The following is a 13,846-nucleotide window of genomic DNA, read 5'->3' as shown; positions in this document are numbered from 1 at the left end:
AGGGAGAACAGATATATATGGCAAAAATAGTAATTGACCCGATTACCCGAATCGAGGGCCATCTTAAAATTGAAGTTATGGTTGAGAACGGCGTGGTCAAGGATGCCCATTCCACCGGCACCATGTTCCGCGGCTTCGAAATTTTCCTGAAGGGTCATAACCCCACCGACGCGCAGCATTATACCCAGCGCATCTGCGGTGTCTGCCCCACTTCACACGGCATGACCGCGGTGCTCAACCTTGACAGCGCCTTCGGCGTTGACGGCAGCATTCCGGACAACGGCCGCATCGTGCGCAACCTGATCCAGGGCGCCAACTACATCCAGTCACACATCCTGCACTTCTATCACCTGGCGGCGCTGGACTATGTGGACGTTACCGCCGTGGCTGACTACACCGGTTCCGACCCCGGCCTGCTCAAGGTCAAGCAGTTCATTGAACGCGCCCTGAGCGCCGGCGACACCTCCATGCTGGGCCCGTTCTTCCCCCGTTATGAAGGTGACTATCGCCTGTCCAAGGCAGTCAACCAGAAAGCGGTACAGGATTACGTGGAAGCCCTTAATATGCGCCGCGTGGCCCACGAGATGAGCGCCATTTTCTCCGGCCGCATCCCCCATTCACCGGGACTGGTAGTCGGCGGCGCCACCCAGGGCCCTACCGATGAAAACATCAATGCCTTCCGCGAAAAACTGACTCAATTACGCAATTTCACCGATAATGTATATATTCCGGACGTTATCGCTGTTGCCGAAGCCTATTCGGACCATTTTGAACAGGGCTTCGGCTGCGGCAACGTTCTCTCCTACGGCGTATTTGACCTGGACGGCACGGAAAAAGACCTGGCCAAGCGCGCTCGCTTCATGCCCCAGGGCATCGCATCCGGTCTGTCCGCGGGAACCTTTGACCCGCAGAAAATAACTGAAGACGTCAAATACGGCTGGTTCTCCAGCGGTTCCGGATATCCCGGCGACACCGACACCGTGGATGACCCCAGCAAGTCCGGCGCTTACAGCTGGCTGAAGGCGCCGCGCTATGACGGCGACGTCTATGAAGTCGGTCCGCTGCCGCGGGTACTGGTAGCCTATCTCTCCGGAGACGCAACCGCCCAAAAACTGGTCAATGACACCCTGGCCCATTTCGGCGCGCCGCCCACCGTTCTGTTCAGCACTCTCGGCCGCCACGCCGCACGGGCACTGGAAACCAAGATGGTCGCCGACGCCATGGACAAGTGGCTGGATGAGCTTAAACCGGGTGAACCGGTCAATGTTAAAACTGAAATCCCGGATAACGCCCAGGGCATGGGCCTCTGGGAAGCTCCCCGCGGCGCCCTGGGACACTGGATCAGCATCAAGGACCAGAAGATTGAACGCTACCAGTGCGTGGTGCCGTCCACCTGGAACTGTTCGCCGCGCGACAATAATGACCAGCCCGGCGCTATCGAGCAAGCCCTGATCGGCGCCAAGGTAAAAGATGAAGCTAATCCGTTTGAAGTTGTGCGCATCGTCCGCGCTTATGACCCCTGTCTCGCCTGCGCTGTCCATGTGGTCAGCCCCAGGGGCGAGGAGAAAGGCCGCTTCCGTATATGCTAAGTATGTCCGCCGATACCGGTCACGCTGAAAGCACCCGTCTTGCCCCCACCCTGGTTTTGGGAGTAGGCAATATCCTCCTGGGTGATGAAGGCGCCGGCGTCCGCGTTATTGAGGAGATTCGCAAGCGTGAACTCCCGGAAGACGTGGAAGTGGTTGACGGCGGCACCCTGCAGTTGGTGCTGATAGACATCATCCGCGGCCGCAAGAAGGTCATCGTGGTGGATGCCGTCAACGGCGGTGAACCGCCCGGCTCCATCTACCGTTTCGAGGCCGGTGACCTGCAGGAAGCCAGTCAGCAAATCGGCACGGTGCATGACCTGGGCGTGGTTGAGGCGGTATTCTTCCTGGACCTGATGCAGGAATTGCCGGCTGATTTCGTGTTTTATGGAGTAGAGCCGCAGAGCTTTGAACCGTCACTGGAACTGACACCGGACGTCGCCGCTGCCCTGCCGCGGCTGACCGAGCTGGTGTTGCAAGAAATTGGTATTAATAATAAAGGCATACAAACACATCAAGGAGATGCGCAGTGAATAACCGAAACATTCCTCTGTTCAGCTTCTGGGGCGTTGTCCAGATACTGCTCGGTCTCGGCGCCATCGGCGTCATCGTGGCCAAGCTGGTACTGGGTCTCGGAGCTATAACCAACCTGTCGGACAGCTGGCCGTGGGGCCTTTGGGTCGCCTTTGACATCGGCGTCTATATTGCCTCCGCCGCGGGTGGCTTTGTCCTGGCAGCCCTGGTCTACATCTTCCGCATTGAAACCTTCCGCCCCCTGGTCAAACCGGCCATCCTGATCGCCGCCCTGTGCTACACCATCGGCGCTATCGGCATCGCCGTTGACCTCGGCCGCACCCCGCTCATCGTTCATCCGCTGTGGATGTGGCAGCCCGGCTCCATCATGTTCGAGGTGGGCTGGTGCGTCATGATGTACCTCACCGTACTCTACCTGGAGTTCAGCCCCAACATCTTTGATCGCTTCGGCCTGAATAAGGCCGGCAAGATCCAGCACGCCCTGGCTATCCCGCTAGTCAGCTTCGGCATCATCCTTTCCTTCCTGCACCAGTCTTCTCTGGGCGCGCTGTTCCTGATCACCCCTGACCAGCACCCGCTGTGGCATCAGCCGCTTATGGGCTACCTCTTTGTTATCTCGGCCATGGCTCTTGGCCTGGCGGTACTGACCTTCTTCAGCCTCATCATCGCCAAGTCCTGGAAACTGACCGCCCGTATTGACGTGCTGTCCAAGGTCATGCCCATAGCCGCCTGGATACTGGTCATCTACCTCGGTTTGCGCTTCTTCGACCTTTTCCAGGGCAACAATCTCTCGGCCTTCGCCATGGATGAATTCGGCGCCCTGTTCGCCGCGGAAATCGGCCTGGGCATGGTTATCCCGGTTATCCTCATCGCCATAAAGAAGGTTCGCCAGTCGCGGGCCGGCCTGATGTGGAGTTCCGGGCTTATTATCCTGGGCATCATGCTCAACCGCGTCAGCACCCTGGTGGTTTCCCACGCCCCGGCGCGCACCGGTGAATATTTCCCCACCGTGTGGGAATTCCTGTTCACCCTGGGGCTTATCGCCGGCGCCATGTACGTCTTCCGCCTGGCCGCCAAGTACCTGCCGCTCCTTTCAGAACAGAAAGCCGGGCTGCCGCAGTCAGTGGCTGACTCGGACCCGGAAGTGGTACCGGCAGCCAGCTAGAGCTTAAAAACAGCAATCAAAAAAGACCCTGCCTTCGGGCAGGGTCTTTTTTCGTCATTATCCTGGTAAAAATTACCTCATTTCAGGCTTCAGCCGGATATCGGCCAGTTCCAGCCGGTTTTTCAGGAAATAGAAGTGGCGGGAAATTTCGTCTGCTGTTTCACTGCTGGGCAGTTCCGCCAGCAGGGCTTCAATATCCTTGCTCACCAGGTCAATTTGGTCTCTCAGCTCGCGGGTGCTCTGCGGGTGTCCGTAAGTAGTCATCTCGGCGCCTCCCTGTTTATGTAGCTGTATATATTATAATACAAATATACCTGCTTGCCGTTAAGCATAATTTTTGTTATAAAAATATTGGACATTATTGACTGTCCGCTCGGCACCGGGATTGTGCGGCTGAAAGGAGGCAATATGAACATCAACAAATTCACCGAAAAAAGCCAGGAAGCGGTCTTCGCCGCCCAGAAGCTGGCCCAGGACAGCAGTCATTCCCAGATAGAACCGGAGCACCTGCTGTCGGTGCTGCTGAAACAGCCGGACGGCGTGGTATCGCAGATTATGGCAAAACTCGGTCTCAGCCAGTCATCCCTGGCCGGTCAGATTGAGGCGGAACTCGGAAAAATGCCTAAAGTTCACGGCTCCGCCGAGGTCTATCTTTCCTCCCGCCTGAAGCAAGTACTGGAGGCGGCGGAAAAAGAGGCGGAAAGTTTCAAGGATGAATACACCAGCACCGAGCATCTCCTGATAGCCATCCTGGAAAAAGACACCGGGGCCGCCGCCCGGCTGCTCAGGAATAATAACGTTACCAAAGACGCCGTCTATAAAGTCCTGGAATCCATCAGGGGCAGCCAGCGGGTGGTTGACCCCAATCCGGAAGGCAAGTACCAGGCACTGGAAAAATACGGCCGGGACCTGACCGAAGTCGCCCGGCGCGGCAAGCTGGACCCGGTCATCGGCCGTGACGAGGAAATCCGCCGCGTAATCCAGGTATTGTCGCGCCGCACCAAGAACAACCCGGTACTTATCGGCGAACCCGGCGTCGGTAAAACAGCCATCGCGGAAGGCCTGGCCCAGCGCATCGTCCGCGGCGACGTCCCGGAAGGCCTCAAAAACAAGCGACTGGTCGCCCTGGACATGGGCTCGCTGGTCGCCGGGGCCAAGTATCGCGGCGAATTTGAGGAGCGCCTGAAGGCTGTATTGAAAGAAATACAGGAGTCCTCCGGCGAGTTCATTCTTTTCATTGACGAGCTGCACACCGTGGTCGGCGCCGGCGCCGCCGAGGGGGCCATGGACGCCTCCAATATGCTCAAGCCCATGCTGGCCCGTGGTGAACTCCACGCCATCGGCGCCACCACCCTGGCCGAATACCGCAAGTATATTGAGAAAGATGCCGCCCTGGAGCGGCGCTTCCAGCCAGTCATGGTCAGCGAGCCTAGCGTGGAAGACACCATCTCCATCCTGCGCGGCCTGCGGGAACGCTACGAGGTGCACCACGGTGTCCGCATCAAGGATACCGCGCTGGTGGCCGCCGCCGTGCTTTCGGACCGCTATATCCGTGACCGCTTCCTGCCGGACAAGGCCATTGACCTGGTCGATGAGTCAGCCGCCAAGCTGCGTACCGAAATAGACTCGGTTCCCTCGGAAATTGACGAAGTGCAGCGGCGTACCATGCAGCTGGAAATTGAACGCCAGGCCCTGAAAAAAGAGAAGGACACGGCGTCCAGGGAACGGCTGGCAAACCTGGAAAAGGAGCTTTCGGATCTGAAAGAGAATTCCGACCAGCTCCGGCTGCGCTGGCAGCAGGAAAAGGAAGGCATCCAGCAGCTGCAGCAGATCAAGGAGCAGCGGGAGCAGACACTGCACGAGATTGACCAGGCGGAACGCCTGGGAAACCTGGAAAGAGCCGCCCAGCTCAAGTACACCACCCTTATTGAACTGGACAACAAGTTGAAGCAGTATGAAGAATCAGCTTCGGACAAGAAGGAAAACCAGCTGCTTAAAGAAGAAGTTGATGATGAAGATATAGCCGAGGTGGTCAGCCGCTGGACCGGTGTTCCCATCAGCCGCCTGATGGAAGGCGAAATCCAGAAGCTGCTGCGCATGGATGAACGGCTTCACAGCCGCGTCGTCGGCCAGGATGAAGCGGTCCGGGCGGTCACCAACTCCATCCGGCGGGCCAAAGCCGGCCTCCAGGACCCCAACCGGCCCATGGGCAGTTTCATCTTCCTGGGTCCCACCGGGGTCGGCAAGACGGAACTGGCCCGAGCCCTGGCTGAATTCCTCTTTGATAATGAGCGGGCCATGGTGCGGCTGGATATGTCGGAGTACATGGAAAAGCACACCGTCTCCCGCCTGGTCGGAGCGCCTCCCGGCTACGTCGGTTATGAGGAAGGCGGCCAGCTGACGGAAGCGGTGCGCCGCCGCCCCTATTCGGTTATCCTGCTGGATGAGATAGAAAAAGCCCACCCTGACGTCTTCAATACCCTCCTGCAGATACTGGATGACGGGCGGCTGACTGACGGCCAGGGACGCACCGTTGACTTCAAAAACACCGTCATCATCATGACCAGCAATCTCGGCAGCCAGTTCATCTATGAAATGGGTGCCGGGGATGAGAGCCGGATTAAAGAGAAGGTTATGGAAGCGTTGAAGAGCAGCTTCCGGCCGGAGTTCCTCAACCGCGTTGATGAAATCGTCATCTTCCAGCAGCTCAGCCGGGAGCAGATAAAAGAGATTGTCGGTATCCAGTTCGCCCAGCTTAAGAAACGCCTGGCTGACCGGCATATAGAAGTAAGCCTGACCGATGCCGCCAAGGAACTGCTTATTGAACATGGCTATGACCCGGCCTACGGCGCTCGGCCGCTGAAGAGAGCCATCCAGCGGGATGTCCTGGATCCATTGGCTGTTGCCGTACTTGAGGGGCGGTTTAAGGACGGAGATACCGTTACTGTTGATGCTAAAGAAGGTCAGGTGGTTTTTAATTAGAGTGATGAATTTTTAGGGCCGGTAGCCAAATAATGGCGCCAGCCTATTTGGCTAAGAGAAAATACAACATACTTAGATAGGAATGAGAAAAACCGAAATATTTTTCAAGTCCTAAGAAACAAATTTGTAACCAATACCCGTGATAGTAAGAATATGCTCCGGAGCAGAGGGGTTCTCTTCAATCTTTTCACGCAGATGCCGGATATGCACTCTGAGCACATCCAGTGAGGCAGTAAAATCATCCCCCCATACATGACGTGCTAAACTTTGGTGCGTAACTATTTGCCCTTTATGATTTAAAAGATGCCAAAGTATTTGGTTTTCAATACTCGTAAGAAATAGCGTTTTATTTGAGCTAACTATCTTTCTTAGACAAGGATAAAAACTATGATTAGTAAAAACAAACGGGACATCACCGATAGGTGTATTTTGGCGTCTGAGCAAGGCTCTCACTCGAGCTATCAGCTCAAATTGACGAAAAGGTTTGGTGATATACTCATCAGCTCCAAGTTCTAGACCCTTGATTATATCCTCTTCTTCACCTCTAACTGATAGTATGATTACCGGAACTGATGAAAAAAGCCTTGTTTGTTTTAATACTTCAAACCCGCTAATATCAGGAAGACCCAAGTCAAGAATAACAATATCCGGCTGCTTGATTTCAATTAGTTCAACTCCTGCCAACCCAAGGCGGCTCGGAATAATCTCGGATCCAGGCCAACCCACTTGAAAAGCGAGCATTATGGTTTCAACTACGGCTCTATCATCTTCAATAATTACTATTCTCACTCAACATCTTCCTTTTTAGTGATTGGGAGAGCCAAAGTAAATGTACTTCCTTTCCCTATTTCACTTGTTACGCTGATCTTACCCCCATGTAGCTCCACAATAGTTTTGCTCAGAGCAAGGCCAATTCCCAATCCACCATAGTTGTCAGAGTTTCTTTTACCCCTATAGTATGGTTTAAAAATACTTTCTAAATCATTTGATGAAATCCCGGGGCCATCATCTTTAACTACTATAAACACCAGACTATCTTTGACCGTAGCAGTTAAGGTAATTAAGCCACCATATTTGGTAAACTTCATTGCGTTAATCAAGAGATTCAGGATCACCTGACGCAGACGTTCACTATCAATCCAGGCTTTGGGGAGCTGTTCAGGTATTTCTGCAATAAGTTTCTGCTGAAAAAGCTCAACTTCAGGTTTTACATATTCGATAACACTTTTCAAAAGTGCGTTTAAATCAACCAGTCTTGGTTTTATAGCTAGCAAGCCTACTTCGGCTTTTGCCGCATCCAGTAATTCGTTTACCCGATTACTAAGATTGTCAATACCCTGCTTGATGTTACGAATATAACTTTTATCCAGCTTTGTATTTGTGCTTTCTTCTAATAGGTCCACTGTTGTAACCAAAGGTGTTAATGGCGTTTTAAGCTCATGAACGAGAGCCCTGGTAAAGTCCGACCTCTCCTTGATCTCCTTTTCGAGCTGAATATGCAGGTCACGCTCTTTATTATAAAGACTAGCTAATTCGGCAGTTCTTGAAATTACCTCTGCTTCAAGTTTGCGCTTTTGAACTGTAATACTAGCTAGGCGCCAACGATAACCACTATAAATTAACCCCATCACACCGAGAACCATTAGTGTAATAAACCACCAAGTTTGCCAATAAGGAGGTGTAATCGTAAAATACAAAGAGGCGCCTGTTTCGTTCCAATTTCCATCACTATTACTGGCCTTAACACGGAATACGTAATCGCCACTATTGAGGTTTGTATAATTTGCTACCCGTAAATTTGCATCAGTTAAGTGCCAGTCTTTATCAAACCCTTCAAGCATGTAAGCATATTGATTTTGTAAAGGGGCTGTGTAATCTAGTGCCACAAATTCAAAATAAACTGAATTCTGGTTATAGTCTATTATTAATGGTGCCTCTGTTGTATTAATAGTAATGGCCAATTCACTAATGACATGGCTTTCACTATCGGATGATGCAGTAAAATTGGTTATTATTACCGGAGGGATATACTCGTTTTTCAAAACTGAGTTAGGGTGAAAAATCAACAACCCTTCGTTTGTCCCAAACAGTAATTGCCCATTATTATCCTTTAGAGTTGCGTTTCTGTTAAATTCTAATAAAGCTGAGGATTGTATTAATGACCCGTAGTTAACTACTTTTTGATTTAAAAGATCATAACTCGCCAAACCTTGATCGGTACCTAACCAAAGCCTCTCTGACTCATCTTCAATAATACTTCTGATGTTATTGCTAGGTAAACCATCATCAATAGTAATATTAGTGAATTTACCCATCTGCCTATCGAAGGCATTTAGGCCTCCCCCATTTGTGCCAACCCAGAGAATACCACTACTGTCTTCCAGAATGGTGTTTATGTAGTTATTGCTCAGGCTATTGGGATCATCAATATCATGCTCGAACCTGGTGAAATCATCTGTTAAGGCATTATATTTATTCAAACCATTAGTCGTGCCAATCCAAATAGTATTTTCGTTATCTCTGTATATAGAAATCACCCCATCACTGCTAAGGCTTCTTGGGTTATCTTTCTGATAATTGTACCTGACAAATTGTTCCGTCTCAGCATCAAATACATTTAAACCCGCAATATAAGTTCCGACCCATATATTCCCGTTAGCATTTTCACATAGCGAAAAGACTGCATTGTGACTGAGGCTGTTTTGGTCATTAGTATTATGCGAATAAACCCTGACTTCTCCCGTGTCTGGATTGAAGAACTGTAATCCAAAAGAAGTTCCTATCCACAAATTCCCATCCTGTGTTTCTAATAGCGCCCTAATTGTTCCCTTTTCCGCGAAATTAGAATTTTCTTTTATTGATATCTCATCTTCATCCCTTGAATTGTTGGTAATATAATCTAATCCAACGCGTGTCCCAGCATAAATACCGCCATATTTATCTTGAATTATTGAATACACATTTTCACTACTCAAAGAATTGGAATCATTAATGCTATGTCCTAATATCTTAAAAGGAGCTTGCCGTGAATCTAGTTTATTGATTCCACCGCCATTTGTACCAATCCAAAGAATGCCACTATTGTCTTTTAGAATAGTACGAATAATATTATTACTTAAACTATTATTATTTCCCTGAATATTTTGATACAACTTACAATCATCACTAGACCAATCCACAATATATAAACCGCCTGTAGTGCCTATCCAAAAATTGCCAGTATGGTCTTCAAAAATGGACCATACAGTTGCTGTTTTTAGAGAATCGTTCATTTTACAAACATTGTGTTCTTTAGTGAAATACCCTGTATCCCTGTTCATTAGATTTAAACCGCCATAATTGGTGCCTATCCAAAAATTGCCTATTGTATCTTCATATATCGAAAAGACAACATCTCCACATAATTCACCTTTTGAATCTGTCCCACAAGGATATCTCATAAAATTGTCCCTGGTCGGGTCGTACCTATGTAACCCACCGGCGGTACCTGCCCACACTTTTCCATAACTATCAACATAAATAGTCCATACATTATCGTTAATCAGACTACTTTCATCGTCTGGGTCATGATGATATCCGAAAAAAGTGTCATTATCTTTATCGTATTTATATAATCCACCTGCGGTAGCAATCCAGAGAAATCCTTGTCGGTCTTCCTGGATATCTCTGACTCGATTATTGAAAGAAGAACCCAAGTATCTTGTAAACGTACCATTAGCTTTATTTAGTTTGTTCAAACCATCTTCGGTTCCTACCCAGAGCCCACCATGACTGTCTTCGTAAACTACATTAACTAGATTACTGGAGAGTGAACCACTATCATTAGCTTGATAAACAAAAGTCTTAAAATTTATTCCATCGTATCGCGCTAGTCCACTATCTGTAGCTACCCATAGAAAGCCTTGGGTATCTTGAATAATCGAAAATACTGCGTTACTGGGCAAACCTTGCTTTTTTGATATCTGCTCAAAGCGAAAATCAAATTCTGGATCAATAATCACTCTATCTACGGGCCCATTTAACAAAGCCAGTAACATAGGAAAAACTAATATTAAACTTAAGTTATTCATTTCAAGTATTGTACTGTACAGTTGCTAGAATATGTCAATTTTGAATAATAGTCTAACAAGATACTGGAATGACACCTTATTGTATTTATGTTAGTTCAATCTCACTCAATTCCAACTTTAACAGTACTTTATCTTATAGTTTCAGTAACTACCCCAAATCGCGTAATTTAACTTGCTAGATCTATGGTCATCACATTATTGCTAATGGAAAAGTTATAATTAGGCAAATTTTCCTCTGCTAACCCGCTTTTATAGTCCCCGTCTATATCAAAGGATTCCCCGCCTAAACTAGAGCATTTAAAAAGGGAATCTTCATGGATATAAGCAATAGCATGCCCTCTGTGTGGGCACTCACTGGCTACAACCCTGTAATCCTCGTTCCCTATCTTAGCAATCAGTAAATAGCTTGGTAATGAATCATCCACAATGGTTACAGCACTACCCACCTCGGCTAAATCATCTATCTCACTAAGGTTAATAACAATCTTATTGCCTGATATAGAATATTCACTCACCGCAAGCTCTGGTTCCTGACTGACATAGGAAAAAGTAGCCACTATCGTTGGTGCATTAATAGCTATAATAACTAGCAATACCACCACTATACCTATTATCCAATTCTTTTTACTCATTAACTTCTATCCTTAATTTATATTTATAGGGGGGCACTTGTTGCCCCCCTATAATTTTACTGACTCAATCTAATGATTCTGGATGGTGTATTTTCTTGGTGCTGTATGCTACATAAAAACCACTAGTATTATCACCGATTTTGCTTTATGCGGTTAATAGTCCAGCGCAATCCTAGTGTTAGATATAGTGAGATTAACAAAGGGATACCTATTAACATTGTATAGGTTCCAACCGCTTGTGGTTGATGTTCAGCATAAGTCGCAGAAACTTCGTGGACCAGAAAAATTATGAGTAAAACGGAAATTAAGCCAAATAACCATTGATACCATTTAACATCCAAATTGATGTTCATATTTTGATTCCTTTCATTTTTTTTATCCATTACTTCCATTGATCGGGATATCTAGTCCAGAAACCCCGACGGATCTCATCAGTGGCCTCTTCTCCATAACCTGCTCGTCGATCCATCTGCGCAAAAAAGCTATTAAAAACAGGTGTAGTAGCCACAGTCGCTTTGACCAGTTCATGAGAGAGAGCAATGTCTAGCTTATTAAATACACAGAAATTTGCGCAACGACCGCAGTTACCCACTGGACGATTAAACACCATGGCCGATGAATTGCTAAAACCCCATTCTGCACAATCTACCGATTGATTTGGGTACCCTTTATGATCATTAGAAGAGCTCCATGGTCCGGTGGCTCTTTCCCATGTGGGTTCTTTCATTTCATCAGGATGAGGTATCGCTCCTGCGGGGCAGACTTCAGCACAAATACCACAAGTTTTACAGAATTCGAGAACACCAAAATCGATTGGTTTTGTGGGGGATAAAGGTAAATCTGTTATTAGTAATACTCCCCCGTTTCCTACGACTCCTTCGGGTGTTGCTGGAGGGTTATGTGTACGATTATATTCACCTAGACCTGATAGAATTCCCCAAGGTGGGGCAGTTGAACCAGAATGAACATGATCAGAGGCCATATAGGCTTGGTACCCTAGTCCCCAAAGGAAATTTTGGATTTTCTGAAGAGTCTCATAACTTTCCCTATAGAGCGACATCAGGGTGGGTGAATTAGTGACAAATCGAAGATTACCAGCATGCCTGTCTGTATACAGAGTTATGACGTAATTACAACTATATGGGATTGTTGTTTTCCCTTTGTCTTGTACAAAGTCGTCAACATCATCAAAGGCTAATATGTTCGGATTGAATAAGGTACGACGAGGGCCTACACTGTTATCATCTATCTCTGAGTAACCGACACCAACCCATCCATATCCTGCCAACACGGTTCGCATCATTAAAGCATTTTCTTCCGGTGTTCCTTGATACTTAGGAACACCAAAATCTGCATAAGTTGCTATTGTGCGAAATCCCTGAATTGGATGCGTACTAGTAGCCCAGTGAGATCGGTCGTAGCCTGCCCGTGTCAATAATTGGTCCCTCAATGTAAATCCAGGTCGATTATTCTTTGCTCCTTCATACATATTATCATTCATAGCAGCAAAAACGGCAGCTCTCCGTTCAGGAGTTACATGAACACCTGCAAGAACCCCTGATGCGCCATTCACACCGGTGAAAGGTTCCCTTAGATTTAAATCTATTTCAACAGTTGGTTTGTCTACTTCCTTAACCCACCAAGGGCGTTTCATCATTGATGTTGTTGACTGGTTTTCTGACGCGGAGGCTGCAGCTAATTCATCCAAATCGTGAAAATGTGGAGCGGCCAAACCGGCTCCGCCTATTCCAGCTCCTGCTAGGCCTAATCCTTTCATAAAATCTCTTCGGCTTACTGTTGAGTGAAATTGTGACATCTCATTTTTTCTCCTTGTTGTTTTTTCGTCATTACGCTTATTAAATGGTTGCCAAACACATAACGCCTCCTTTACTTCGCACTTCAATATTCAAGGTATAATTATTAAACTGTATTCTATGTGGATTCACATTAAGGAGAGCATTAAGATTCAATAAAATATATTACAGTTTCTTAATATCTTTACATCAAAATTAATTTAAATTATTCCCAATCCTTAGTTTTTAAAATTCTAGGTAATAACGTTCGCAAGATAACCTTCTATTAATTGCCGTTTGTATAAAAATATGGTTTTTTTTGACGTATCAGACACTCTACCCTCTTTTTGATACCAGAGAATAATTGATCTGTTCCTTAATTCTTTAAACACGGATAAATTCAATGCAGAATAATGCACCATTCCAATCCCATATCCACAAATCCTGATTAAAAGAAACTCTAATTTTCTGCCCCTGTAACAAACCACCCTCTTCTTCGTTTCTTGATTAAAGGAACCATTCAGCCTGATAATTAAATGGTGAACAGCGAAGAAGAGGCTAAACTAGTGTTGAGCGCGCAGGCCGGTAATGCCCAGGCTTTTGCCTTGCTTTATGACCGTTATGTCAATAAAGTCTATCGGCACGTTTATTACCGCGTCGGCAACCAAGCCGACACCGAGGATATAACCCAGCAGGTATTTATTAAAGCCTATCAGGCCCTGGGCAAATACCGTAACAAGGGCTGCGCATTTATCTCCTGGCTGCTTACCATTGCCCAGCACCTGGTGATTGATTTCTACCGCACCCGCAGGCAGTCCAAATCGCTGGAGGAAGATTCCCTGCCGGCCAGCCGTTTGGAGCAGCCGGAAATTGTCCTGGATGACAAACTGAACCAGGAACGGATAAGGCGGGGGATATCCGCGCTGGAACCTGTTCAGCAACAGGTGGTGATCATGAGGATGATTGATGACCTCAGCTTCCGGGAAATTGCGGCGGCCATGGATAAGAGAGAGGGCGCTGTTAGGGTGATACTGCACCGGGGTTTAGCCAGGCTGCGGCGGGAGTTAAAAGGAGAACTTTAATT

At 47.8% G+C, this 13,846-nt stretch carries 11 protein-coding genes; 5 read left to right on the top strand and 6 right to left on the bottom strand.

Features of this window, described 5'->3' with window-relative positions; genetic code table 11:
* The first annotated feature begins 17 nt into the window (after nucleotides 1-17).
* Genes ACZ48S_RS03395 through nrfD form a run of 3 tightly spaced genes read left to right on the top strand, consistent with a single transcriptional unit; the run spans nucleotide 18 to nucleotide 3,285 of the window.
* Nucleotides 18-1,589 carry a nickel-dependent hydrogenase large subunit gene (locus ACZ48S_RS03395; protein WP_464214080.1) on the top strand — a complete coding sequence of 524 codons (1,572 nt, stop codon included), beginning with the start codon at nucleotides 18-20 and terminating at the stop codon, nucleotides 1,587-1,589.
* Nucleotides 1,583-2,119: a hydrogenase maturation protease gene (locus ACZ48S_RS03390; RefSeq protein WP_464214078.1), complete on the top strand. Its 537-nt coding sequence runs from the start codon at nucleotides 1,583-1,585 to the stop codon at nucleotides 2,117-2,119. The genes ACZ48S_RS03395 and ACZ48S_RS03390 overlap by 7 nt, the downstream gene beginning before the upstream one ends.
* The gene (gene nrfD, locus ACZ48S_RS03385) at nucleotides 2,116-3,285 is read left to right on the top strand and encodes an NrfD/PsrC family molybdoenzyme membrane anchor subunit (RefSeq protein WP_464214076.1); all 1,170 of its coding nucleotides are present in this window, start codon (nucleotides 2,116-2,118) and stop codon (nucleotides 3,283-3,285) included. The genes ACZ48S_RS03390 and nrfD overlap by 4 nt, the downstream gene beginning before the upstream one ends.
* Before the next feature lie 72 nt (nucleotides 3,286-3,357).
* On the opposite strand, the gene ACZ48S_RS03380 is transcribed toward nrfD, so the two are convergent.
* Nucleotides 3,358-3,549 (bottom strand): hypothetical protein, encoded by a 192-nt coding sequence (locus tag ACZ48S_RS03380; RefSeq protein ID WP_464214074.1) that lies wholly within the window; start codon nucleotides 3,547-3,549, stop codon nucleotides 3,358-3,360.
* 144 nt (nucleotides 3,550-3,693) lie between these two features.
* Here ACZ48S_RS03380 and clpB point away from each other — a divergent pair, with 144 nt between their 5' ends.
* Nucleotides 3,694-6,267 carry an ATP-dependent chaperone ClpB gene (clpB, locus tag ACZ48S_RS03375; protein ID WP_464214072.1) on the top strand — a complete coding sequence of 858 codons (2,574 nt, stop codon included), beginning with the start codon at nucleotides 3,694-3,696 and terminating at the stop codon, nucleotides 6,265-6,267.
* 111 nt (nucleotides 6,268-6,378) lie between these two features.
* Here the strand turns inward: clpB and ACZ48S_RS03370 are convergent, their stop codons facing one another.
* The 5 genes from ACZ48S_RS03370 to ACZ48S_RS03350 all read right to left on the bottom strand — a co-directional run bounded on the left by ACZ48S_RS03370 (nucleotide 6,379) and on the right by ACZ48S_RS03350 (nucleotide 12,785).
* Complete coding sequence (locus ACZ48S_RS03370; protein ID WP_464214070.1) at nucleotides 6,379-7,056, bottom strand: response regulator transcription factor; 678 nt, start codon at nucleotides 7,054-7,056, stop codon at nucleotides 6,379-6,381.
* Nucleotides 7,053-10,337 carry a ligand-binding sensor domain-containing protein gene (locus ACZ48S_RS03365; protein WP_464214068.1) on the bottom strand — a complete coding sequence of 1,095 codons (3,285 nt, stop codon included), beginning with the start codon at nucleotides 10,335-10,337 and terminating at the stop codon, nucleotides 7,053-7,055. The genes ACZ48S_RS03370 and ACZ48S_RS03365 overlap by 4 nt, the downstream gene beginning before the upstream one ends.
* Nucleotides 10,338-10,504: 167 nt before the next feature.
* Complete coding sequence (locus tag ACZ48S_RS03360) at nucleotides 10,505-10,969, bottom strand: hypothetical protein (protein WP_464214066.1); 465 nt, start codon at nucleotides 10,967-10,969, stop codon at nucleotides 10,505-10,507.
* Nucleotides 10,970-11,100: 131 nt separating this feature from the next.
* Complete coding sequence (locus tag ACZ48S_RS03355) at nucleotides 11,101-11,352, bottom strand: hypothetical protein (protein WP_464214064.1); 252 nt, start codon at nucleotides 11,350-11,352, stop codon at nucleotides 11,101-11,103.
* A complete protein-coding gene (locus ACZ48S_RS03350; RefSeq protein ID WP_464214062.1) occupies nucleotides 11,352-12,785 on the bottom strand; it encodes a reductive dehalogenase in 1,434 nt (477 codons plus the stop codon). The genes ACZ48S_RS03355 and ACZ48S_RS03350 overlap by 1 nt, the downstream gene beginning before the upstream one ends.
* 513 nt (nucleotides 12,786-13,298) lie before the next feature.
* Between ACZ48S_RS03350 and ACZ48S_RS03345 the strand changes: the two genes are divergently transcribed.
* On the top strand, nucleotides 13,299-13,844 hold the full coding sequence (locus ACZ48S_RS03345) for an RNA polymerase sigma factor (RefSeq protein WP_464214060.1): 546 nt from the start codon (nucleotides 13,299-13,301) through the stop codon (nucleotides 13,842-13,844).
* Nucleotides 13,845-13,846 lie beyond the last annotated feature (2 nt).

Source organism: Dehalogenimonas sp. NIT-SK1 (assembly GCF_055384165.1).
Note: the sequence above shows the minus strand (reverse complement) of the source record. Positions and strands in the feature narration are given on the sequence as shown.

Excerpts from the sequence above, each read along its gene's own strand:
- ACZ48S_RS03380 (WP_464214074.1), bottom strand. The coding sequence starts at position 3,549 with ATGACTACTTACGGACACCCGCAGAGCACCCGCGAGCTGAGAGACCAA.
- ACZ48S_RS03390 (WP_464214078.1), top strand. The coding sequence starts at position 1,583 with ATGCTAAGTATGTCCGCCGATACCGGTCACGCTGAAAGCACCCGTCTT.
- ACZ48S_RS03360 (WP_464214066.1), bottom strand. The coding sequence starts at position 10,969 with ATGAGTAAAAAGAATTGGATAATAGGTATAGTGGTGGTATTGCTAGTT.
- ACZ48S_RS03395 (WP_464214080.1), top strand. The coding sequence starts at position 18 with ATGGCAAAAATAGTAATTGACCCGATTACCCGAATCGAGGGCCATCTT.
- ACZ48S_RS03345 (WP_464214060.1), top strand. The coding sequence starts at position 13,299 with ATGGTGAACAGCGAAGAAGAGGCTAAACTAGTGTTGAGCGCGCAGGCC.
- ACZ48S_RS03355 (WP_464214064.1), bottom strand. The coding sequence starts at position 11,352 with ATGGATAAAAAAAATGAAAGGAATCAAAATATGAACATCAATTTGGAT.
- ACZ48S_RS03365 (WP_464214068.1), bottom strand. The coding sequence starts at position 10,337 with ATGAATAACTTAAGTTTAATATTAGTTTTTCCTATGTTACTGGCTTTG.
- ACZ48S_RS03350 (WP_464214062.1), bottom strand. The coding sequence starts at position 12,785 with ATGTCACAATTTCACTCAACAGTAAGCCGAAGAGATTTTATGAAAGGA.
- clpB (WP_464214072.1), top strand. The coding sequence starts at position 3,694 with ATGAACATCAACAAATTCACCGAAAAAAGCCAGGAAGCGGTCTTCGCC.